Source organism: Duganella sp. AC917, from assembly GCF_979258245.1.
Genome location: NZ_OZ409848.1, coordinates 5472229 through 5493910, shown reverse-complemented (window position 1 = coordinate 5493910; position 21682 = coordinate 5472229). Strand labels below are relative to the sequence as shown.

18 protein-coding genes are annotated in these 21682 nt (G+C 66.1%); 5 read left to right on the top strand and 13 right to left on the bottom strand.

The genetic code is table 11. The features are described from left to right. Positions 1 to 33 precede the first annotated feature (33 nt). From ACZ0BA_RS24040 to ACZ0BA_RS24030, 3 genes are all read right to left on the bottom strand, one after another. Complete coding sequence (locus ACZ0BA_RS24040) at positions 34 to 2340, bottom strand: ATP-binding protein (RefSeq protein ID WP_463453667.1); 2307 nt, start codon at positions 2338 to 2340, stop codon at positions 34 to 36. 102 nt (positions 2341 to 2442) lie between these two features. Continuing rightward, the gene (locus tag ACZ0BA_RS24035) at positions 2443 to 4212 is read right to left on the bottom strand and encodes a DUF885 domain-containing protein (protein WP_463453666.1); all 1770 of its coding nucleotides are present in this window, start codon (positions 4210 to 4212) and stop codon (positions 2443 to 2445) included. Between the two features lie 51 nt (positions 4213 to 4263). Further along, entirely contained in the window at positions 4264 to 4713 is a 450-nt protein-coding gene (locus ACZ0BA_RS24030) for a cupin domain-containing protein (protein WP_463453665.1), read from the bottom strand. A 178-nt stretch (positions 4714 to 4891) separates the two neighbouring features. Between ACZ0BA_RS24030 and ACZ0BA_RS24025 the strand changes: the two genes are divergently transcribed. Beyond that, positions 4892 to 5542: a response regulator gene (locus ACZ0BA_RS24025; protein ID WP_463453664.1), complete on the top strand. Its 651-nt coding sequence runs from the start codon at positions 4892 to 4894 to the stop codon at positions 5540 to 5542. Between the two features lie 12 nt (positions 5543 to 5554). On the opposite strand, the gene ACZ0BA_RS24020 is transcribed toward ACZ0BA_RS24025, so the two are convergent. The 4 genes from ACZ0BA_RS24020 to ACZ0BA_RS24005 all read right to left on the bottom strand — a co-directional run bounded on the left by ACZ0BA_RS24020 (position 5555) and on the right by ACZ0BA_RS24005 (position 11725). Beyond that, a complete protein-coding gene (locus ACZ0BA_RS24020; protein ID WP_463453663.1) occupies positions 5555 to 6529 on the bottom strand; it encodes an alpha/beta fold hydrolase in 975 nt (324 codons plus the stop codon). Positions 6530 to 6684: 155 nt separating this feature from the next. Further along, on the bottom strand, positions 6685 to 9729 hold the full coding sequence (locus ACZ0BA_RS24015) for a sensor histidine kinase (RefSeq protein WP_463453662.1): 3045 nt from the start codon (positions 9727 to 9729) through the stop codon (positions 6685 to 6687). A gap of 122 nt (positions 9730 to 9851) precedes the next feature. Then, positions 9852 to 10637, bottom strand: coding sequence for a hypothetical protein (locus ACZ0BA_RS24010; RefSeq protein ID WP_463453661.1), 786 nt, complete (start codon positions 10635 to 10637; stop codon positions 9852 to 9854). Positions 10638 to 10723: 86 nt separating this feature from the next. Next, the gene (locus ACZ0BA_RS24005) at positions 10724 to 11725 is read right to left on the bottom strand and encodes an alpha/beta fold hydrolase (RefSeq protein ID WP_463453660.1); all 1002 of its coding nucleotides are present in this window, start codon (positions 11723 to 11725) and stop codon (positions 10724 to 10726) included. Positions 11726 to 12121: 396 nt separating this feature from the next. On the opposite strand from ACZ0BA_RS24005, the gene ACZ0BA_RS24000 reads away from it, so the two are divergent. Beyond that, positions 12122 to 12937: a hypothetical protein gene (locus ACZ0BA_RS24000; RefSeq protein ID WP_463453659.1), complete on the top strand. Its 816-nt coding sequence runs from the start codon at positions 12122 to 12124 to the stop codon at positions 12935 to 12937. 174 nt (positions 12938 to 13111) lie between these two features. Here ACZ0BA_RS24000 and ACZ0BA_RS23995 read toward each other — a convergent pair whose 3' ends face one another. Then, a complete protein-coding gene (locus ACZ0BA_RS23995) occupies positions 13112 to 14113 on the bottom strand; it encodes an alpha/beta fold hydrolase (RefSeq protein ID WP_463453658.1) in 1002 nt (333 codons plus the stop codon). A 171-nt stretch (positions 14114 to 14284) separates the two neighbouring features. Between ACZ0BA_RS23995 and ACZ0BA_RS23990 the strand changes: the two genes are divergently transcribed. The 3 genes from ACZ0BA_RS23990 (at position 14285) to ACZ0BA_RS23980 (ending at position 16327) form a co-directional block, all read left to right on the top strand. Next, positions 14285 to 15184 carry a LysR family transcriptional regulator gene (locus ACZ0BA_RS23990; RefSeq protein ID WP_463453657.1) on the top strand — a complete coding sequence of 300 codons (900 nt, stop codon included), beginning with the start codon at positions 14285 to 14287 and terminating at the stop codon, positions 15182 to 15184. Between the two features lie 130 nt (positions 15185 to 15314). Beyond that, complete coding sequence (locus tag ACZ0BA_RS23985) at positions 15315 to 15533, top strand: hypothetical protein (RefSeq protein ID WP_463453656.1); 219 nt, start codon at positions 15315 to 15317, stop codon at positions 15531 to 15533. A 26-nt stretch (positions 15534 to 15559) separates the two neighbouring features. Continuing rightward, complete coding sequence (locus tag ACZ0BA_RS23980; protein WP_463453655.1) at positions 15560 to 16327, top strand: GIN domain-containing protein; 768 nt, start codon at positions 15560 to 15562, stop codon at positions 16325 to 16327. A 106-nt stretch (positions 16328 to 16433) separates the two neighbouring features. Here the strand turns inward: ACZ0BA_RS23980 and ACZ0BA_RS23975 are convergent, their stop codons facing one another. Genes ACZ0BA_RS23975 through ACZ0BA_RS23955 form a run of 5 tightly spaced genes read right to left on the bottom strand, consistent with a single transcriptional unit; the run spans position 16434 to position 21681 of the window. Continuing rightward, positions 16434 to 17201, bottom strand: a complete 768-nt coding sequence (locus tag ACZ0BA_RS23975) for a LytR C-terminal domain-containing protein (RefSeq protein ID WP_463453654.1) — start codon at positions 17199 to 17201, stop codon at positions 16434 to 16436. 13 nt (positions 17202 to 17214) lie between these two features. Further along, positions 17215 to 18150, bottom strand: coding sequence for a type II secretion system F family protein (locus tag ACZ0BA_RS23970; RefSeq protein ID WP_463453653.1), 936 nt, complete (start codon positions 18148 to 18150; stop codon positions 17215 to 17217). 12 nt (positions 18151 to 18162) lie between these two features. Next, positions 18163 to 19140 carry a type II secretion system F family protein gene (locus ACZ0BA_RS23965; protein WP_463453652.1) on the bottom strand — a complete coding sequence of 326 codons (978 nt, stop codon included), beginning with the start codon at positions 19138 to 19140 and terminating at the stop codon, positions 18163 to 18165. 5 nt (positions 19141 to 19145) lie between these two features. Further along, complete coding sequence (locus tag ACZ0BA_RS23960; RefSeq protein ID WP_463453651.1) at positions 19146 to 20492, bottom strand: CpaF family protein; 1347 nt, start codon at positions 20490 to 20492, stop codon at positions 19146 to 19148. Between the two features lie 16 nt (positions 20493 to 20508). Further along, a complete protein-coding gene (locus ACZ0BA_RS23955; RefSeq protein ID WP_463453650.1) occupies positions 20509 to 21681 on the bottom strand; it encodes an AAA family ATPase in 1173 nt (390 codons plus the stop codon). Position 21682: the final 1 nt, after the last annotated feature.

Below are 21682 nucleotides of genomic sequence, written 5' to 3'. Positions count from 1 at the left end.
CATCGCACCAGTGCAGTGCATCGATGCCCAGAGTCAAGCCAGATTAGTCTCTGGCGCCTTACCTGGCGTCATAACCGCCAACGTCTCGGCCAGCTCCAGGGTCAGCGTCGCCAGTTGCGGCCTGACGGCGTCCAGCGCACCGGCGTCCGCCAGTTGCTCGATGCGCGCGCAACGCGCGTGCACGCTATCCGCACCAAGAAACGCGGCGGCGCCCATCAGGCTGTGCACAGCCAGCGCGACTGCCAGGGCGTCGCCGTCGTCCAGCCCCTGCCACGCCGCCGTCAGCAGTCGCGGGCCTTCGATCACGAAGGCCGAGTGCATGGCGCGGTGCAACTTGGCGTTCACCTCCGGCGAGCGCAAGCCGGCGGCTGGCAGTTGCGCCACCCCGAACATGTCGTCGAGCTCGCTCAACGCCGGCGCCCCGGCCGCCATGGCGCGTTGCTCGCCGATCAATGGCCTGCCGTTCGCCAGCAACGCTTCCAGCTGACGCGCGATCTCGGTGTGCAGCGCGATTTCGTCGATCGGCTTGGCGAGGAAGCCGTTGGCGCCCGCCGCCAGGAAGCGTTGCCGCTCCTCGGCCGTGGCGTTGGCCGTCAGCGCGATCACCGGCACGGAGGCGTCGCGCACGCCGTCGAGCCCGGCGCGCAGGCGCTGCAAGGCGGCCATGCCGTCCATGCGCGGCATGCGGCCGTCCATGATCACCAGGTCGTAATCGCGCGCGGCCAGTTCCTCCAGCGCCGCGACACCTTCCTCGACGATGGTGAGGCTGTGGCCCATGTTGCTCAGCAGCTCGGTCAAAATCACCTGATTGGTGCTGCCGTCCTCCGCGCACAGCACGGCCAGGCGCGCGGCATGCGGACGGCGCGGTTCCTCCACCCGCACGGCCACCGGCGCGCCGGTCTCCAGCGGCAGATACACCCGGAACACACTGCCGATACCCGGTTCGCTGACCGCCTCGATACGCCCGTCCATCGCGCTGACGATGTTCTTGCAGATGGCCAGGCCCAATCCGGCGCCGCCATATTTGCGCGAAGTGGCGGCGTCGGCCTGCTCGAACTTCTGGAACAGCCGCCCAAGCGCCTCGGCTTCGATGCCGATGCCGGTGTCGCGCACGGCGAGAACGATGCCCTGCCCGCCGTCTTGCGCCACGCTCACGCGCACTTCGCCGCGCTCGGTGAACTTGACGCCGTTGCCGACCAGGTTCACCACCACCTGGCGCAGCCGCGTCGGATCGCCGCGCCACCAGGCCGGCATCCCCGGGGCGAACTCGACGATGAGCGAAACGCCCTTGGCCTCGGCGCGGTCGGCCAGCAGGCCGACCACGTCGTTGAGCATGCCGGCCAGGTCGAAGTCCAGCACCTCCAGCGGCATCTTGCCCGCCTCCAAGCGCGAGAAGTCGAGGATGTCGTTGATGATCTGCAGCAGCACCTCGGCGTTGCTCAGACTCAGGCGCAGCTTGTCGCGCGTGTTCGGCGCCACGCCGGCGTCCTTCATGGCCGAGCGCAGCATGCCGATGACGCCGCCCAGCGGGGTGCGCACTTCGTGGCTGATCATCGCCAGGAAGTCGCTCTTGAGCTGGTTCGATACTTCCGCCGCGCGCTGCGCCGCCAGCGATTCGGCCTGGCGCTCCTGCGACGCCCGCAGGTCCGCCTCGCGCGCATGCAGGGTAGCAATTTGCGCTTCCAGGATTTGCCGGTAGCGGGTTTCATTGTCGCGGCTACGGTCGTGGATGACACGCTGGCGGGCCAGCGCGCCGTCGAGCCCATGCAGCAGGTAGGTGCACGACACCGTCAGCACCGAGGACACCAGCAGGAAATTCACGGTCAGGATAAACCAGTGCGCCGGCAGGCCGACCTCGACCACGGCCAGGCCCGGTTCGATGCCGCCCGCGTAGCCGGCCAGGAACAGGGTGGCGCCGCACCACAGCAAGGTCACGATGGCGGCGCGGCTGCCGATCAGCACGGTGCACAGTACCGGGACCGCCAGCAGATAGATCTGCGACAGCGGCCCCAGCGAGAACAGCAGCACCACGGCGATCAGGTAGACGATCGCCAGCAGCGCGCCTGCGCGCCACTGATATGGCATATCGCGCCGATAGTGCAGCCAGCCGATGCCGGCAAGCGCGATGATGTCCGTCGCGACCATCGGCAAGTGGCCCTGCCGCATCCCGGCCCACATGCTCGGCGCCAGCACCAGCAAGCCCAGCCAGAAAGCCACCGAACACAGGCCGTTCAGCAGCCGGTTGCGCCAGCCCTGCAGGTCCTGGTCGCCGTGTTCCGGGCGCTCCATGCGCCGGTACAAGGCTGCGCGCAGGGCGCGTACCGGTGGGCTGTCTATCAAGGGGATCTCACAGAAATAGAAATAGAAACAGGCGCGATTCTACTACTTTCCGTGAGTAATTAGCATTGAGATATGGAAGCTGCCATGGCCTCCAGCGCCCCTTCAGCGCTGCGCCGGCACGAATTCCTCCATCACCGCCTTGCGCAGCAATGTTGGCGGCACCAGCCCCTGCGCCAGGATGAAATCGTTGAAGGACTGGCGGTTGAACTTGCTCCGCAATGCCACCTCGGCCGCTTGGCGCGTTTCCATCAGCCGCTGATAGCCATAAAAATACGACGTTGCCTGGCCGGGATCGCGGAAGGTGTAGCGCTGCATTTCCTGCGTCGCCATGCCTTCGGACAAACCAACCTCTTCCATCAGGAAGCTCACCACGCCGGCCGGCGTGATCTCACCGAGGTTGACCATCGGGTCCAGGAACGCGCGCGCGGCGCGCTGCATGCGCGCCTGCAATGCGAACAACTGGCCGTCGAGCGGCTCGAAAGGTTGCATCTCGGCCTCGGCATACAAGGCCCAGCCTTCCGCGTTGACGCTGTTGAACGCGAACACCGCGCGCGCCGTCGATACACCGGTCTCGAGCATCTTGGCGAACTGCAGCTCATGGCCCGGGCGCGCCTCGTGCGCCGTCAGCGTCCAGCTCCCCGCCTGGTGCGTGAAATCGTCGAACACCAGCGTCTTGCCGCCGGCGTCCGGGGGCAAGCCCGTCGTCAGCACGAATTCGCCGTATTCGCCGGTGTTGCCGATCAGCCGTGGCGGGTTCATGTGCGGCGCCGGCTGGCGCGCGTTCTCGGCCGGGGTGGCCAGCCGGATCAGCGCCGGGCGCTCCGGCAGCGAGACGATGTGGTGCTCGCGCACCGCCGCTTCGAGCTGCGACAGCCGCCGCGCGTATAGCGGCATCACCTGGTCGGCGGCAAGCTGCTGGCGCTTGAGCGCCTTGATGACGGCGCGGTAGTCCGGGTCGGCGAGCTTGTGCTCGCGCGCCACCAGGCCGGCCGTGATGGCGATCTGGTTGCGCATCTCGGCAAACGACGTCAGCGCCTTGGCGACCAGTTCGCCCGGCGCGATGTCCACGCCGATCTGATGCAGCCGGTCCGCATACACCTCGGGCGGCAGGCGGTGATCGGCGCGCGCCAGCGGCAGGATCGACGTGCGCACCTCGGCGTCATACGCCGCCAGTTGCCGTTCCAGCGCGGCGTAGGCCGGCTCCCAGCCGCGCACGCGGCACTTGACCAGCAAATCCTTGATACCCTTGAGCAAAAGCGGGCTGTCGTTCAGCGCCTGCTCCACTTCGCCCCGATACGGTCCCAACAAGTTCTTGTCCGCCGCCTGGCGCTCCCGCAGCCGCTCGATGGCCAGCTCGGTGATCGGGCGGTAGCCCTCGGTCAGGCCGGCGTATTTTTGCAGCCGCGCGACGATGGCCTGCTGGCGCTGCGGCGGAATGCGCGGGTCGAGCGTGTCGCGCACGACGCCGAACAGCAATTGGCCGACATTGACGTACGGCAAAAAATACCGGCGGTTCAGCGCGGCCGAGCGCAGCTGGTCCTCGCCGGCCTTGATCAGGATCTCCAGGTCTTGCCGCACTTTGCGGTCGCCTTCGCCTTCCAGCCGGCGGCGCAGCTCGCCGAGGGCGGAGTCCGTGTCCTGGCGCAGCGGCGCGAATTGGTCGCGCGACATATCGACGATTTGCTCGTCGAAGCCGTCGACACCCAGCTCGCTGGCGCGCTCGGGCGAGTACCGGGCGACGACGTCCAGCAGCAGCCGCGCATTCTCGTTGCTGCGCTGGACCCAGGCCGGCTCGGCTGCCAGTGCCGGGCCGCCGAAGCAGAAGCCGAGGCAGGCGATCAGGCCGCGCAGCTTGAGGTGAGTCTTCAACATTATTACGTTATCCCTCTAGTTGGTTGCGGCCGATCACCGGCCTGAATGACATTATTTGTCGAGAATGACAATTGGCTTGTTCTTTTCCACCAGATAGGTGGCCAGTTCGGACGTGATGCCGGCGCCAACGTTCTTGGCCGAGTGGACCGCGCCGGCAGGGATATAGATCGACTCGCCGGCCTTGAGGCGGACGACCTTGCCGTTCAATTCGTACTCGATGACGCCGTTCAGCACGTAGGCGATCTCGACACCAGGGTGCGAGTGCTTGGGGAACGAGGCGCCGGCGGCGAAGTCGACGCGGACCTGTATCGCTTCCCTCGTGCTGTCGAACTCGCTGCGCACGGTTTCAGTGCGGGCGATGCCTTTGGCGTCGAACTTGGGGGCGCCAACCGGCGCGGTGGACACGTGGTCGTGGACGGCGACCGGCGATTGTGCCTGGGCTTGCTGGCAGAGGGCCAGCAACGAGGCGGCGGCAAGAGCGATGGGTGCGATTGATTTCATGGTGTTTCCTTCGTGGTGAGTAAAGCGTCGTAAATGATGCATAGCAAGCCAATGGCGGCACGATGCCGAACGTAACTTCTGGTTATCGAGGGACGAACAACCCCGGGTCATCGATCACCGTTGTTGTCCAACTTGTATTAAACTGCGCGCAGCCCACCGCCAACCCCACGGAGCACACGTGTCGAGCAGTACCGAACCATCCAGCACCAGCAAGCCAGTCCGCATCCTCCTGGTCGACGACCACCCGATGATCCTGGCGGGCCTGGCCGACACCATCGCCAACCAGCCCGACCTGCAAGTGGTGGGCGAGCTCGACAATGGCCTGCGGGTGCTCGAGACGTACGAAACCTTGCGCCCGGACCTGACGATCATGGACATCGCCATGCCCGGCCTGGACGGCCTGCAGGTGCTCGAGGCGTTGCGGCAGCGGCATGGCCAGGCCCGCGTGATCATGCTGACCACGCTGAGCGGCGACCATCAAATGCGCCGCGCACTCGAGCTGGGCGCGGCCGGCTTCCTGATGAAGCACAGCCTGCGCAAGGATCTGATCGACGCGATCCGGGCGGTGCACGCAGGCCACCGCTGGATTCCCGCCGACGTCGCGCGCACGCTGGTCGAGCGGCTGGGCCAGCCGCACCTGAGCGAGCGGGAGATGGCGGTGCTGTCGAGCGCCGCCGCCGGCAACGGCAACAAGCAAATCGGCGTGCAGCTCGGCATTGCCGAGGACACCGTCAAAGCCCACATCCGCACCATCCTCGCCAAGCTCGACGCGCACGACCGCACCCACGCGGTCGCCATCGCGGTCAAGCGCGGCATCATCTCCCTGTAGCGGCCGTCAGGCTCAGCCCTTGATGAACGCCAGCAGGTCGTTGTTGACGCGGTCCTTGTGGGTGTCGGTCAAACCGTGCGGCGCGCCTGGATACACCAGCAGCTTGGCATGCTTGACGATCGCCGCAGCGGCGCGGCCGGAAGCGTCGATCGGCACGATCTGGTCGTCGTCGCCGTGGATGATCAGGGTCGGCTTGTCGAACTTCTTCAGGTCCTCGCGGAAGTCGGTTTCCGAAAACGCCTTGATCGAGTCGTAGGTATTCTTGTGGCCGGCCTGCATGCCCTGCGCCGTCCACGAGTTGATCAACCCTTGCGAGACCTTGGCGCCCGGACGGTTGAAGCCGAAGAACGGACCCGACGCGATGTCGATATACAGCTGCGCGCGGTTGGCGGTCGAGCCGGCGCGGATGCCGTCGAACACGTCGATCGGCAGGCCGCCCGGATAGTCGGCCTTCTTGAGCATCAGCGGCGGCACCGCCGAGACCAGCGCCAGGCCGGCGACGCGCTTGGTGCCGTGGCGGCCGACGTAGCGCGCCACCTCGCCGCCACCGGTGGAAAAGCCCACCAGCACCGCGTTCTTCAGGTCCAGCGCCTCGATCACCTGGGCCAGGTCGTCGGCGTAGTGGTCCATGTCGTTGCCGTCCCATGGCTGGCTCGAGCGGCCGTGGCCACGGCGGTCGTGGGCGATGCAGCGGTAGCCGCGATCGGCCAGGAAGATCATTTGCGATTCCCAGCTGTCCGAGTTCAGCGGCCAACCGTGGCTGAAGACGACCGGCTGGCCGGTCTTCGGCCCCCAATCCTTGTAGTACAACTCGACGCCGTCGCGCGTCGTCAGGGTGGAAATCTGGCGGGTCTGCGGTTTGGACGGCGCGGCGGCGGAGGCGTTGAGCGAGACGCCCGCTGCGGCCGTGCCGGCTGCGGCGGCGGCCGTGGCTGCGCTCATCAGGACATTGCGGCGGCGCTGGTCGGGATTGGTGTGGTTGGTCATGCTTTCCTCTCTTCGGTATCAATGGTTGGCACGATGGATCTGCCAGCCATAGCGTACCGTGGCGCGTCGCCGCCGCCATCGCCACGAAGAGCGCGGACGCGCTAGCTCTTTCGAGCTAGCGGCCGTTAAGCGGCCGTCAGGCCACTAGGCGTCCATCAGGCCGCCCTGGCCTGGCGACGCGGGCGCAAGCGGGCGAACAGCGCCGCCGAGCGCCCGCCCACGTAGGCGTGTTCGGCCGGGATGTCCAGGTACATGGCGGTGCCCTTGCCCGGCGTGGAGACCAGCTTGTAGCGCGCGCCGACCGCCTCGGCGCGCTCGCCCATGCCGACCAGGCCAAAGTGATTGGGCCGCCCGGCGCCGCATAACAAGGCCGCCGGCATGCCGCAGCCGTCGTCGCACACCAGCACGGACAGGCCGTCGGCGCGGTAGTCGATGATCAGCTCGACCTTGTCCGCCCTGGCGTGGCGCGACGCGTTGAACAAGGCTTCGCGGGCGATCGCCAACACCTCGCCGCGCAGCCGCGGCGACAGCGCGCGCGGCGTGCCGTGAATACTCGCGGTGAAGCGGTGCTGCAGCAGCACGTGGCCATATTGCGTCAGCGCCTGCCCCAGTTCGCCGGGCTCGCCGGCGGTGCGCAGGTCGGCGATGCAGTCGCGTCCCTCGGCCATCAACTCGTCGGCAAGGTCCAGCGTCTGTTCGAGCTTGCTCCGCTCCGCGGCGCTGATCGGCAGGCTGCGCGCCTGCTGCTGGAACAGCATGATCAGGCCCTGCACGCTTTGCAGCACCGTGTCGTGCAGGCCGCGCGCGATGCGTTCGCGCTCGGCCAGGCGCTGCTGCGTGCGGTCGCGCATGCGCGCCGTCAAATGCCGCACCCGCAGCCGGTACAGTCCGCCCAGCAGCAGCGCCGCCAGCAGCACCAGCAGCGCCATGAACCAGCCGGTCTCGACGAAACGCGGCGGCAACGTCAGCGCCAGCGTGGCGCCGGTCTGGTTCCACACGCCGTCCTCGTTGGCGGCGATCACGCGGAAGCGGTAGTCGCCCGGACCGAGGTTGGTGTAGACCGCTTCGCGCCGCATGCCGGCATCCTGCCAGTCCCGGTCATAGCCTTCCAGCTTGTAGCGGAAGCGTACCCGCTCGGGCATCGCCAGCGCCAGCGCCGTGTAGGCGATGCGCAGGTCGCGGCGGCCGGTCGGCAAGCGCACGCCGTTGGCCGTGGCCGCCGACGTGACAGCGTAAGCCAGGTCGCCCGAGCGCAGCGACAGCACCTGCACCGGCGGCGCCAGCGGATTGCGCGCGATGCCGGCCGGGTCGAGGGTGGACACTTCGCTGCCGGTGGTGAACCACAGCCTGCCGTCGGTGCTCTGCGTCATCGACGGCAGGGGACGCAGCTGTTCGGCGCCGCCGACCAGGCCGTCGAGCGCGTCGAAGCGCTCGTAAGGAAACGGCCACGCCTGTTCGCGCAGCAAACGCTCGACATCGCCGGCGGCGATGCGGCTGATGCCCTCGGCGCCGTACAGCCACAGGTCGCCCGCGCCGGTGCGCACCATGCCGGAGATGCCGCGCAATTGCCGCCCGCCGGCCGGCGTCGCGCTGTGCCAGCGCCGGCCGTCGTGCCACGCCAGCCCGTTCTGGCCGCCGGCCCAGACGCGCGCGCCGTCCACCAGCAGCGATTGCACATTGCCCAGCCCCAGCCCGTCGGCCTCGCCGAACACCCGCACCCGCTGGCCGTCGAGCATCGCGATTCGGTTATGCAAATAGCCGGCCCACACGCGCCCGGCGCGATCGGTCGCCAGCGACAGCGCCAGCTGTTCGGGCAGGCCCGGCAAGCCGCCGTCCTTGCGCCAGGCGCCGTCGTCGATCCTGAACAAGCCCTGGCGCGACAGCGAGATCCACATGCGGCCGCTGGCGTCGATGGTCATGGCCTGGGTATCGTGCCCGACCAGCTCCGGCGGATGCGGCAAGCGCGTGACCGCGCCGGACGTGGCGCGGTGCCAGCGCTCGGCGTCGTTGGCCAGCCACAGGCTGCCGTCGGCGGCGCGGTAGGTGCCCGTGAGCTGGAAGCTCCCCACTCCCTCGTGGGGGCCGGCGGCGGTGTAGCGGCGCAACGGATGGCGCCAGTCGCCGATGATCACGCCGCCGTTGTGGTCGGCGATCACGCCGGGACGGTCGAAGGCGGTATCGACCGGCACCGAGCGCAGGCGGGTACGCCGCAGCCGGTCCAGGCCGGCCGAGGTTCCGATCCACAGATTGCCTTCGCGGTCCTCGAACGCGGTTTGCGGCAGCGGACCGCTCATGCCGTTTTCGCGGGTCATCTGGCGCGCGTCGGCGGCCTTGCCCACGTACGGCGCCTGGCGACGCTCGAGCGCGTTGACCTTCAAGATCCACATATTGCCGTCGCGGTCGAACAGCGCGCCGTTGCCGCCCAGTTCCGCGCGCGGCGCCGGATTGCCCGGCGGCGGCGCGGTCAGCACGCGGTAATGCTTGTCGACGCCGTCCGAGCCCCACAAGGTGCCGTCCGGCGCCTCGGCCATCGCCATCAGGTCGATGTACGGCCAGGCGCGCCGGTAGCGGGGCTGGCCGGGGTCGCGGAAGTAGATCCCGCCTTCGACCGAAACCCACTGGCGGCCGTCGCGGGTATACAACACCTGCCGCGCGTGTTTTTCCGGCAGGCCCTCCGCTTCGCCGACCACGCGAAAGCGCGTCGCGCCCGGCGCCAGATGCCCAAGGCCGCTTCGGGTGGCGGCCCATACGCTGCCGTCGGGCCCCTCCGTCATCGTGAAAATCGCGCCCTTCGGCAGGCCGTCCGCCTCGGTGAACAGCCGCACGCCACCGGCGCCGAACACGCTGATGCCGCCATAGCGCCCGCCCACCCACAGGCGCCCGTCGCGCGTGGTCAGCAGTCCGAGCGTGCTGTCGGAGTGCAGCCGATGGCCCTGCACGCGCTCCATCCGCTCGAAATCGACGCCGTCGAAGCGGAACAGGCCGTTGGGCGAACTGATCCACAGCCAGCCGTCCAGGGTTTGCGTAAATTGCAGCACGTCGGCCGGCGCGCCGCGCTGGCCGTTCCACGCGGTATGGGCGTAGTTGGCCAGGGCGGGCATGGCGGCGGCCGCCTGGGACAGCGCCAGCGCGGTCAAGGCGACGGCGCGGCGCAGCCAGGCGGACGCGAGGTGGCGCGCGCGCGGAGTCGGGCTCTTCAACGAAGGTTCGTTTTCGTAGGGTTAGTAAGGACGGGAACACCAGTGTCCGGGGTGCGCGGGGGCCCGCAACGGTGTTGCTTCGATTATAAAAGGGTCGGCGCCGCCGGTAAAGCCGGGGTCGCCTATTTCTGCGGCGGATAGTTTTTGACGAATTCGGCCAGCTTGCGCGTGGAGTTCTCGCCCCACCAATTCCACACCGCCTCCACCTGCTCGGCGTGGCCGTCGAAGTAGGCGTGGCTGGCGGACAGCCACAAGGTCGATGTGCGTACCGGCGTGGTCAGCCGCGTCAGCGCGACGCCGTGCCGGGCGGCGACGACCGCGTCCAGCACTTCGATATTGGCGATCGACATCGCAAAGCCGTCGGTGCGCTTGATCGCCACCTTGTCCATGTTGCTGTAGGCGTCCGGGGCGCCGTCGTCGACTTTCAGTCCCTCATCGCGCAGTTGCTCGCCCAGCGGGGAGCCTTGGTTGGTGGCCAGCGTGTGCGTCTTGAAATAATGGCGCGGATCGAGCGCGGGCGACAGGCCGTCGCCGGCACGCACGTACACCACCGCGGTCATGCGCAAGCCGCGCCGCGCGTCGAGCTGGCCGGCCCTGGAGGGCAAGGCCGAGTACGGCGCTTCGCCGTCGCGCAAATCGACCGGCGCCAGATCGATGCTGCCGCTGATGAGCGCAAGCCGGATGCGTGCGGTCGGCAGGCGGACCAGTTCGGCCGTGCAGCCGACGCTGCGCACGGCGAGCCGGAGCAAATCGGCGCCGGCGCCGGCGATCTCCGGCACCACCGCGCCGTTACCGAAGTAGTAAGGCGGGCGTTCCCGATCCGGATAGGCGACCCGGATGACGCATTCGCGGGCGTGCGACTGACCGCACAGCAGCAGCAAGGTAGCGGCAAACGCCATCAGGTTCATGCAGAACTCCGGTTGGATCTGCTGAGTATAACGTCACGCGGCGGGCTTGGATCACGCCAAGCCCGCCGCGTTCGGTTTTGCGACGATCAGGATTGAGCAAACGCAAGGAAGTCGGCGTTGAACTTCTCTTTGTGCGTATCGGTCAGGCCGTGCGGCGCGCCAGGGTAGACGATCAGCTTGGCGCCCTTGACGATGGCGGCCGAGGCTTTGCCGGCGGCGTCGATCGGCACGATCTGGTCGTCGTCGCCATGGATCACCAGGGTTGGCTTGTCGAACTTTTTCAGGTCCTCGCGGAAGTCGGTTTCCGAGAACGCCTTGATCGAGTCGTAGGTGTTCTTGTGGCCGGCCTGCATGCCCTGCGCGGTCCACGAGTTGATCAACCCTTGCGAGACCTTGGCGCCCGGACGGTTGAAGCCGAAGAACGGACCCGAGGCGATATCGATATACAACTGGGCGCGGTTGGCGACCGAGCCGGCGCGGATGCCGTCGAACACTTCGATCGGCAGGCCGCCCGGGTTGCTGGCGGTCTTGAGCATCAAAGGCGGCACCGCCGAGATCAGGCCCAGTTTGGCGATGCGCTTGGTGCCGTGGCGGCCGACATAACGCGCCACCTCGCCGCCACCGGTCGAGAAGCCGGCCAGGATGATGTTCTTCAGGTCCAGTTTTTCGATCAGTTGCGCCAGGTCGTCGGCGTAGTGGTCCATGTCGTTGCCGTCCCATGGCTGGCTCGAGCGGCCGTGACCCCGACGGTCGTGGGTGATGACGCGGAAGCCGTTGTTGGCCAGGTGGAAGGCTGCCGATTCCCAGCTGTCGGCGTTCAGCGGCCAGCCGTGGCTGAGTACGACCGGTTGGCCGGTGCGCGGACCCCAATCCTTGTAGTAGATCTCGACGCCGTCGCGGGTGGTGATGGTGCTGACCGATTGGGCCACCGGGCCGCCTTTGACGACCGGGGCGGCTTGGGCGGCGCTGCTCATCGCTGCCAGCGGCACGGCCACGGCGGCAACGGCTGCTGCCGCGGCGCCGGCGCTGCCGAACAGGGCGGAACGGCGGGAGAGGCTGACTGCTTGGTTTTGGATGTCTTTGCTCATGATAGGCTCCTGGATGATTTAATTAAATAACTGACGATTTAGTAGCTCACTATGCGATTACTGTTTATGTCGCTGTTGAGCCGCCGATGTGAGAACTATATATCGTGCGCTATTCGATAGCAAGCTATTTTTAAAAATATTTTAGGATCTTCGCTGCGACGCACGTCCGCGATCGCCACGCTTACTTTGTTTGAATAACTGCTACGGCGTCCAAGCCCGACACTTCAGCTTTCTCCGCAGTCGTATGCATCACCTGCAGGTGCCGGCGTCGGATGCGATCGCCCTCCGTTGTTCGCTTGGTGCTCACTTCGGTTCGACATTCAGGATGCCGGCCAAATCACAGGATTTTTCATTTGAATTCTGTGTTAGTCTTTTTAAACCAAGCAGGAGGTCGAGATGGTTTCTGTCACATATACGAGCACCACCCCCGCACGCCAAATCGGTGTAGCAACGCCAGGCTCGAATGGCGAGGTAAAGACGACGACGTCGGTCAAGGCCTCGTCGGTAGCCTCCTCGTCAGCGGCAAAGAGTGCTTCCGATGGGGTGACAATCTCCACGCTTTCGAGCAGATTATCAAAAGCGGCGGACCACACCACCGCAAGGCTAGAGGGGTTGGATAACAACGGTTTGAGAGACCAGCTCAATGGCGACATAAAAAAAATATTCTACGACCTTGATAGCGCCCATAAAGCGGATGCCGCGAGCGAAGTGCCTGAACCCAACGATGACACTTCCGCCAAGTCGGCCACGTCGGCCACCGCATTTGTCGATGGTAAAGGCCCCAATCCCTTCGCCGGGCTGTCGCGAGACCAATTGTCGACCATCGCGCACGACGAGAGCGGCACGTTTACGGTCAATGAGCGGCGCGCGGCCTTCACGCAGGCCCGCCAGGAGGAGCAGGCATGGAGGTCCCAAGTGGTTGCGGAAGGAATCCGGGAATATAAAGAATCAGGGAAAATGACTAACTTTTTCCAATCCGTGCTAGACCATTTCGAGGGATTGCCCGAGCTGGAAAAAGCAACCTACCCGAAAAATTATGCCGATGATTTGCGCGCAAAAGTGAAACTGGATTTCAACTATATAAATCATTCCGCCGGGGACGCGGGCCCAACGCCGGGTTCAATAGCCGATATGACAAAAAACATGAAATCGAACGATATCGATTTATGGAAGCTTCTGGGCATGGGCCCGGATCGGTCCGTTTCATCCTGAAATGAATATTTAGAAGGAGTCACCTACTGCCGTCATGCCAACCACCAGCGGGGGAACGGCGATTCCTGTCCGTGGCTGAGATCGCGGCACCAGTTACCTGGTCGGCAAAACCCGTCCTGTCCAGTCGGAAGACCCCGGACAGGATGGCTCAATCGGCCCCTCCCCCTGCCTTGATCAAGACTTGGCGAACGCCAGGAAGTCGGCGTTGAACTTCTCTTTATGCGTGTCGGTCAGGCCGTGCGGCGCGCCAGGGTAGACGATCAGCTTGGCGCCCTTGACGATGGCGGCCGAGGCTTTGCCGGCGGCGTCGATCGGCACGATCTGGTCGTCGTCGCCGTGGATCACCAGGGTTGGCTTGTCGAACTTTTTCAGGTCCTCGCGGAAGTCGGTTTCCGAGAACGCCTTGATCGAGTCGTAGGTGTTCTTGTGGCCGGCCTGCATGCCCTGCGCGGTCCACGAGTTGATCAACCCTTGCGACACTTTGGCGCCCGGACGGTTGAAGCCGAAGAACGGACCCGAGGCGATATCGATATACAACTGGGCGCGGTTGGCGACCGAGCCGGCGCGGATGCCGTCGAACACTTCGATCGGCAGGCCGCCCGGGTTGCTGGCGGTCTTGAGCATCAAAGGCGGCACCGCCGAGATCAGGCCCAGTTTGGCGATGCGCTTGGTGCCGTGGCGGCCGACATAACGCGCCACCTCGCCGCCACCGGTCGAGAAGCCGGCCAGGATGATGTTGTTCAGGTCCAGCTTTTCGATCAGTTGCGCCAGATCGTCGGCGTAGTGGTCCATGTCGTTGCCGTCCCATGGCTGGCTCGAGCGGCCGTGACCGCGACGGTCGTGGGTGATGACGCGGAAGCCGTTGTTGGCCAGGTGGAAGGCTGCCGATTCCCAGCTGTCGGCGTTCAGCGGCCAGCCGTGGCTCAGTACGACCGGTTGGCCGGTGCGCGGACCCCAATCCTTGTAGTAGATCTCGACGCCGTCGCGGGTGGTGATGGTGCTGACCGAGTGGGCCACCGGGCCGCCTTTGACGACCGGGGCGGCTTGGGCGGCGCTGCTCATCGCCGCCAGCGGCACGGCCACGGCGGCTACGGCTGCTGCGGCGGCGCCGGCGCTGCCGAACAGGGCGGTGCGGCGCGACAAGTTGACATTGGTGGTTTGAGCGGCGTTGGTCATGATGGTCTTCCTTTTAGTCAATGTTTGGATAGTTGGGTATGTGCTACGATTCTTTGCAAGTTTGGCCTTGCGATGGGTTGAATCTTAGGCTCGCCATTGCGTTTGTGGAACAGACAGCCGTGCAAGCCCACTTTGCAGAAATGCACAGCCCCCACTTCATCCTCTACACAGATGCCAAGCAGTAACGACTTCGATTGGAACGACATCCCGCTGATCCTGGCCCTGGCCCGCAGCGGCAGCATGAGCGCCACCGGGCGCCAGCTGGGCGTGGACGCGTCGACCATCAGTCGCCGCATCGCCGCCGCCGAGAAGGCGCTCAAACTGCGCCTCTTCATCCGCGACAATACCGGCTACCAGCTGACCGACGCCGGCCGTGTCTTCGTCGCCCACGGCGAAACCGTCTACGGCAATGTGGAAAGCATGCTGCAAGCGTCGTCGCAAGAGGCCGACGCCACCGCCGGCCCGGTCAACATCACGTCGATCGATTTCCTGTTCGACTACTGGCTGCTGGACCACGTGCCCGAATTGCACGCGCAGCATCCGCACCTGCAACTGACCTTGCAGGCGGAAAACCAGAACCTGTCATTCACGCGGCGCGAGGCCGACTTCGCCCTGCGCATGGGCAAGCCGGGCGAGGACGCCGCGCTGGTGATGCGCAAGCTGGGCGATCTCGGCTTCGCTGTATATGGCCATGCCCGCTTCGCCGACACGCCGCGCGCCTGCTGGGGCACGCAGCCGTGGATCGCCTACGACGACGCGCTGGCCGGCACCGGCGAAATGCAATGGCTGGCGGCGATGGAGCCGCAGCCGCGCCGCGTGCTCAAGGTCAACAGCCTGAGCACGATGGTGCGCGCCTGCCGCGCCGGCGTCGGCATGGCGCTGCTGCCGTGCATCATGGGCGAGCCGGAAGGCCTGCGCCGCATCGGCGCCGGGGTCGAGGTGCAGCGCGATATCTGGCTGCTGAGCCATCGCGACGCCGGATCGATCGCCCGCTTCAAGGCCGTCTCGGCCTGGCTGACGCAGCTCTACGCCCTCCATCAGGACGTGCTGTGCGGCGGCGCCGCCAAATAACCACCAAACAAGCGCTAAAACGCAGTCTGACCCCTCCTTTTTGCAGTTCGTCACATCCCGGTGGCTGGCGGGATGGCCCTTGTCTATAGTTCACTCAACGCAACGAACTATTCAACCCAAGGAGCTCAAAATGAACATCGCAAAAAACATGGAAGCCATCTTCGTCGCCGTAGTTCTGGTCGCCGGCGTCACCACCTTCGCCACCGCCGCCGCACCGGCAACGCGCACCGTGGCCACCGCCACCGCGCCGGCGGCAGTCGCCGTCAAGGCCAAGGCCGACACCAGCGCCATGCAAGTGGTGACCGTCACCGCCAAGCGCCTGACCGCCGCCGAAAAAGCAGCCCTGTAATCCCACCGACGAAGATGGAGCGCATCATGAAAAAATATCTGAAGGCCGCGATGCTGGCCACGGTGTTGTGCAGCGGCGCCAGCGCCGCGCTGGCCGCGGACGTCATCAGCGAAAGCCGCAGTGTCGATGCGCGCGCCGTCAACGTCGATCTCGATGGCGTCATCAGCCTGAAGATCAAACAGGGCGCCGTGGCGTCGCTGACGCTGTACGGCGAGCCGGAAGCGCTGAAAAAAGTCACGGTGCAGCAGACCGGCGACACGCTGCGCATCGGCACCGTCAAGAACAACAGCATCAACATCGGCGGCAAAAAGGATTTGCGCGCCGAGCTGACCTTGCCGAATCTGCGCGCGCTGGTCTCGGGTGGCGTGGGCGCCACCGAAGTGACGGGATTCAGCGGCGAGAATCTGCGCCTGGCGCTGGAAGGCGCCGGCGCGGTGAAGGTCAACGCCCAATACCGCAATGTCGATGTGAAGCTGGGCGGGGTGGGCGGCATGACCGTCAACACCGGTAACAGCGACAACGTCGAATTGCATCTTAACGGTGCTGGCCGCATAGAGATGATCGGCCAGACCAAGCAATTGAACGCCAGCCTCGGTGGCGTCGGCAGTCTCGATGCGCAGCAGCTGCGCGCCGAAGCGGTCGACGTCAACCTGACAGGCCTGGGCAGCGCATCGGTCTACGCGAAAAATACCGCCAACCTCAAATTGAGCGGTCTTGGATCGGCCACCGTGTACGGCAACCCGACCAACCGCAAGTCCAGCGCGCACGGCCTGGGTAGCGTGAGCTGGCAGTAAGGAATGCGCCGGAACGCTGACACAGCGCCGGCAGCGACAGGAAACACATGGGTGTGTTTTTTTCCGTCCGGGAGGATGATCTCCACCCGGACGGTTTTTTTTATTTCTACCGGCCGCCCTGGGTGGCGTCGTGTCCAAGGACGATGCGCATGTCGGCGCGTGGCGACTTTCCGCTTTGCGCCTTGAGCGGCAAGCCCAGAAGGTCCGCCAGCGTTTCCGCCATCACTTGCTGCTCGCGCTGGTATTCGATGCGGCTGACCGGCACGTCGAAGTTCTTCACGTTCGTCAGCCGCACGGTTTTCAATCCTTCCACGTTCAGCGAACGCGCCAGGCGCGCGGCGGCGCCGTTGATGCCATTGCCGTTGCTGATTTCCAGACGCACCGGCGCCGCCATGACAGCAGCCGGATCGCCCGGCGGCGGCTCGGGGATACGCGTCGGTGTTGGCGCCGGGCGCTGCATCGCCTTCATCGCCACCGGCGCGATACGCAGCACCTCGACCAGCGCCGCGCCGAGCTGACGCACCTGGGTGCGCGGCATCGACACCAGCGGATCGGTCTCGGAGCCCGCCGGCTCGGCGGCCTTCTCCCGCAATAGCGCATAGTCGCGCCGCACATCGTGCGCGCGCAACGTGGCCGCCTGCTCGTACATCCTGAGCGCCCGTTCGCGCTGGCCGTCCGTCTGCAGCGCCGCCGCCAGCGCCTCCCATTTGGCCGCGTCCATCGGATCGGACAGGCAGTCCCGCTCCAACCCCGTGACGACCTGTCCGCCGGGCGCCACGGCGGCTGGCGGCGCGATCGACGGCGTCTGTGTGCGCATGCCGCCGCAGGCGATCAGCAACAAGCCGGCGGTTGTGGCCAATAGTGTCTTTTTCATCTCGCATCTCCTGTCAACGCGTCATACCTGGCAACACCGAGCGATAAATCTGTATCCCCGCAGGGCCGATCAGCACCAGCATCAGCGTCGGGAAGATGCAGAAGATCAGCGGAAACAACAACTTCAGCGCGATCTTCGCCGCCGCCTCCTCGGCCTGCACGCTGCGCTTGCCGCGCAGATTATCGGAATGGACGCGCAGCGAATCGCCCATGCTGGTGCCGAAGCGCTCCGACTGGATCAGCATCGCCACCAGGGTGTCGACGTCTTCGACGCCGCTGCGCAGGGCCAGGTTGCGCAATGCCCGCTCCTTGCTGAAGCCCGCGCGCATCTCCATCAGCACCAGCTGCAGCTCCTGCGCCAGCGCCACGCTCTTGATGTGGATCTCGCCGGCCACCTTGGCCAGTGCCCGTTCCAGACTCAGGCCGGCCTCCACGCAGACGGTCAGCAGGTCCAGCGCATCGGGGAACGTCTCGAAGATCTCGCGGCAACGGCCGGCGGCCCTGCGCGACAACACGAAGTTGGGCAGGTAATAGCCGATGCTGGCCGCCAGCAGCAGCATGAACAGCAAGCCTTTCTGCGGGATGGCGCTCAGCATCGTCATCGTCAGCAGCGCGGTCACGCCGGGAAACCCCAGCGCCAGCACCGTCTTGGCGGCGAAGTACAACGACGGCGCCGACGTGCTGCGCCAACCGGCGTTCATGAAGCGGGTGCGCAACGGCGAGCGTTCCCACCCTTCCTCGGGCAGCGACAGGCGCGAGAACGGCTGCGCCGCGTGCGCCATTCGCTCGACCCAGCCGCCGGTCACCTCGGGCATGGCCAGTTCCGGTTCCACCACCTCGCTCAGGCGCTCGCGCACCTGCACCGGCGCGAAGATTTTCAACGCCAGCATCGCGATGCCGACGACGACGATGAACACTATCGCCAGAAAGAGTATTTGTTGTCCGTCCATGCCGTGCTCCCTTTATATCCGGATGCGTATCAGTTTGCGCATCCATAAAATGCCACCCACCGCGACGGCGCCCGAGTACCACATCAGCCGCACGCCGACCGGATCGGTCCACAAGACCCGGATATAGGCCGGATTCATCACCGACATCAACAACAATACCGCCAGCGGCAGGATGCCCAGGATCCAGGCCGACATCCGGCCCTCGGCGGACATCACGCGCACTTGCCCCAGCAGTTTCAGGCGCGCGCGTATCAGCCGGCTGATATTGCCCAGCACCTCGGCCAGGTTGCCGCCGGACTCGCGCTGTATCAGCACCGCGATGACCAGGTAGCGCAGGTCGGTCAGCGGCACGCGCACCGCCAGGTTGTGCAGCGCCTCGTTCATCGGCACGCCGTAGTTGATTTCCTCGTAGGCGAATTTGAACTCGCCGGCGATCGGTTCCGGCATCTCCTCGCCCACCATCTGCATCACATTGGCGAAGGAGTGGCCGGCGCGCAGCGCGCGGCCGAGAAAATCCGCCGCCTCCGGCAATTGCTCCTCCAGCTTGGACAGGCGCGCGCGCCGGGTGCGCATCAACAGTATCCACGGCGTCGCCAGCGCCAGCGCCACCACGCCGCACGCCGCCAGCGCCGGCGTATCGAGCACGCGCGCGGCCACCAGGCCGACCACCAGCATCACCAGCGAGCAGCCGAGAAACTGCGCCACCGACCACTTGACACCGGCCTGCAGCAGCAGATTGTCGAGCGCCCGCAGGCGGGCGATGCGGCGCAGCTGCTTTTCCAGCGCCGGCGAGCGGCTGTAGACACGCCGCTTGAGGATATCGACGCGTTCGACGCCGCCCTCGCCCCGCTCGGCCATCAACCGCAACCGCTTGGCGATGCGCCGCGCGCCGCTGCCGTGGGCGCCGGACCACCATAGCCAGCCGCCCTCGATCGACAGGATCACGGCCGCGAACAGCAGCACCACAAAGGCGGAGAAGATGGCATCCATGGGCGCTACTCGTAGATCCGGTCTGGATCGAATACGGAGTCCGGCACCGGCACGCCGAACATGCGCAGGCGCTCGGCAAAGCGCGGCCGCACGCCGGTGGCGGAGAAGGCGCCCTGCACCTTGCCGTTGGCGTCCACTCCTTTTTGCTCGTAGCGGAAGATCTCGTGCATGGCGATCACCTCCCCTTCCATGCCGGTCACTTCCTGCAGGCTGACCAGCTTGCGGGTGCCGTCCGTCATGCGCGACACCTGCATCACCACCGTCACGGCGGCGCAGATCTGCTGGCGCGTGGCGCGCGAGGTCAGGTTCACGCCGGCCATGCTGACCATGTTCTCGAGCCGCGCCAGCGCGTCGCGCGGGGTGTTCGAGTGCACCGTGGCCAGCGATCCCTCATGGCCGGTGTTCATCGCCTGCAGCATGTCGAGCGCCTCGGCGCCGCGCACCTCGCCAAGGATGATGCGGTCGGGCCGCATCCGCAGCGCGTTGCGCACCAGCGAGCGCTGATTGACCTCGCCCTTGCCCTCGATGTTGGGCGGGCGCGTCTCCAGCCGGACCACGTGCGGCTGGCGCATCTGCAGTTCGGCCGCGTCCTCGATGGTGACGATGCGCTCGGACGCCGGTATGAATCCGGACAGCACATTGAGCATGGTGGTCTTGCCGCTGCCGGTGCCGCCGGAGATCAGGATGTTGATCTTGGCGTGGCCCAGCGCCTTGAGCACCTGCACCATCGGCGGCGTCAGGCTGCGGTTGTCGAGCAGGTTTTCGATCGTTAGCGGATTGACGGAAAAGCGCCGGATCGACAGGATCGGCCCGTCGATCGCCAGCGGCGGGATGATGGCGTTCACGCGCGATCCGTCCGGCAGCCGGGCGTCGACCATCGGACTCGATTCGTCCACCCGGCGGCCCACGCGCGAGACGATCTTCTCGATGATCTTCATCAGGTGGGCGTTGTCGTTGAAGGTGACGCCGGTCAGCTCCAGCCGGCCGGAGCGCTCCACATACACCTTGGCGTGGGTGTTGACCAGGATGTCCGACACGCCGGGATCGGCCAGCAGCGGCTCGAGCGGGCCGAAACCGAGCATCTCGTGCTGGATGTCGAGCACCAGGTTGTGGCGCTCGTGCTGATTCAGCACGATGCGCTCCTCCTCGATGATGCGCTGGACCAGCAGCGCCAGCTCGTGCTTGAACTGCTCCGGCGTGAGACGCTGCAGGCGTTCCAGATCGATCCGGTCCATGATCGTCTGGTGCATGCTCTTCTTCAGTTCCTGGTAGGCCGCCGCGGCCAGACCGGGCGGGCCGCTGTTGCCCTGCCGGCCGTCCTCGCCGCTGGCCAAACGCTCGCGTAAGCTCATTTTATGCTCCAGCAAATCAATCGTTGTCGGTGCGCCCGAACAGGCGGTCGAACAGGCCCTTGCTTTCGGAAACGCGGCGCGCCGTCACCAGCTCCACCAGGTCGGCCAGGCTGCGCGCCACCGCGCTGCTGCGCGACAGCTGCAGCACCGGTATGCCCTGGTTGACCGAGTCGGTCGCCGACACATAATCGTTGGGTACCGTGTGCATCACTTCCGCGCCGAGCGCCTGTTCCAGGTCCGTCAACCGCAGCTTGCCGCCCTTTTCATAGCGGTTGACGATCAGGCGGGTGCGATCGCTCGGGTAGCCCAGCGAACGGAAGATGTCGAGCAGGCGGCGGCCGTCGCGGATGTCCGGCAGCGCCAGTTGCAACACCGGGTAGATGGCGTCCGCCTGATCGAGCGCGCGCAGCGAGATGGCGTCGATCTGGCGCCCCACATCGAGCACGATGTAGTCGTAGTGCTGGCGCGCCACGCGCAGGATGGTGTCCATGTGCTCCGGCTTCATGTCGACCAGGTGATTGGGATCGTCGGCCGCCGCCAGCACGCCGAAGTTCGACGCCACGTGCACCAGGCATGAATCGAGGAAGGAGCCGTCCATCCGGCTGATCTGGCCGCAGATATCGGACAGCGTCATCGCCGGCTTCTGGTCCGACACGTACAGCGTGGCGTCGCCGAACTGGCCGTGCAGGTCGATCAGCAGCACCTTCTTGTCGGCCAGCGCAGCCAGCGCGTAGCCGAAATTGGTCGACAAGAACGTCGCGCCGCTGCCGCCCTTGCACGAGATGAACGCCAGCACCTTCCCGTCGCGCATCTGGCTCACGCCGGCCGCCACCTCGATGCGGTCCATCGACTCGTGGAAGGCCTTGTGCACCAGCGGCAGCTGCAGCACTTCGCGCATGCCGGCCCGCATCGCGCGGATCAGCAAATCCTGCTGCGGCTCGCGCGTGAGCAGCATGAACGACGCCGACGGATAGGTCTTGCCCAGGCGTTCGACCAGCTCGGCCTCGGCCGGTTCGACGTCGCTGGCGTCGAAGATCACCAGTTCCGGCGACTCCGGTAGCAGGCGTTCGACGGCGTCGCGCAGGCCATTGCGCGACGCCACCAGCTGCACCGCCGGCATGCGCGCCGATCCCTGGGCCGCGATTTCCGCGTGGAGCAGGCTGTCCCTGCTGATCATCAGTGCTTTCATG

What these genes read in the sequence shown, in the direction of transcription:
- ACZ0BA_RS23990 (WP_463453657.1), top strand. Translation starts at nt 14,285, where the DNA reads ATGCCAAGCAGTAACGACTTCGATTGGAACGACATCCCGCTGATCCTG.
- ACZ0BA_RS23970 (WP_463453653.1), bottom strand. Translation starts at nt 18,150, where the DNA reads ATGGACGGACAACAAATACTCTTTCTGGCGATAGTGTTCATCGTCGTC.
- ACZ0BA_RS24005 (WP_463453660.1), bottom strand. Translation starts at nt 11,725, where the DNA reads ATGAGCAAAGACATCCAAAACCAAGCAGTCAGCCTCTCCCGCCGTTCC.
- ACZ0BA_RS24035 (WP_463453666.1), bottom strand. Translation starts at nt 4,212, where the DNA reads ATGTTGAAGACTCACCTCAAGCTGCGCGGCCTGATCGCCTGCCTCGGC.
- ACZ0BA_RS23960 (WP_463453651.1), bottom strand. Translation starts at nt 20,492, where the DNA reads ATGAGCTTACGCGAGCGTTTGGCCAGCGGCGAGGACGGCCGGCAGGGC.
- ACZ0BA_RS23965 (WP_463453652.1), bottom strand. Translation starts at nt 19,140, where the DNA reads ATGGATGCCATCTTCTCCGCCTTTGTGGTGCTGCTGTTCGCGGCCGTG.
- ACZ0BA_RS23975 (WP_463453654.1), bottom strand. Translation starts at nt 17,201, where the DNA reads ATGAAAAAGACACTATTGGCCACAACCGCCGGCTTGTTGCTGATCGCC.
- ACZ0BA_RS23955 (WP_463453650.1), bottom strand. Translation starts at nt 21,681, where the DNA reads ATGAAAGCACTGATGATCAGCAGGGACAGCCTGCTCCACGCGGAAATC.
- ACZ0BA_RS24030 (WP_463453665.1), bottom strand. Translation starts at nt 4,713, where the DNA reads ATGAAATCAATCGCACCCATCGCTCTTGCCGCCGCCTCGTTGCTGGCC.
- ACZ0BA_RS23980 (WP_463453655.1), top strand. Translation starts at nt 15,560, where the DNA reads ATGAAAAAATATCTGAAGGCCGCGATGCTGGCCACGGTGTTGTGCAGC.
- ACZ0BA_RS24000 (WP_463453659.1), top strand. Translation starts at nt 12,122, where the DNA reads ATGGTTTCTGTCACATATACGAGCACCACCCCCGCACGCCAAATCGGT.
- ACZ0BA_RS23995 (WP_463453658.1), bottom strand. Translation starts at nt 14,113, where the DNA reads ATGACCAACGCCGCTCAAACCACCAATGTCAACTTGTCGCGCCGCACC.
- ACZ0BA_RS24010 (WP_463453661.1), bottom strand. Translation starts at nt 10,637, where the DNA reads ATGAACCTGATGGCGTTTGCCGCTACCTTGCTGCTGCTGTGCGGTCAG.
- ACZ0BA_RS24020 (WP_463453663.1), bottom strand. Translation starts at nt 6,529, where the DNA reads ATGACCAACCACACCAATCCCGACCAGCGCCGCCGCAATGTCCTGATG.
- ACZ0BA_RS23985 (WP_463453656.1), top strand. Translation starts at nt 15,315, where the DNA reads ATGAACATCGCAAAAAACATGGAAGCCATCTTCGTCGCCGTAGTTCTG.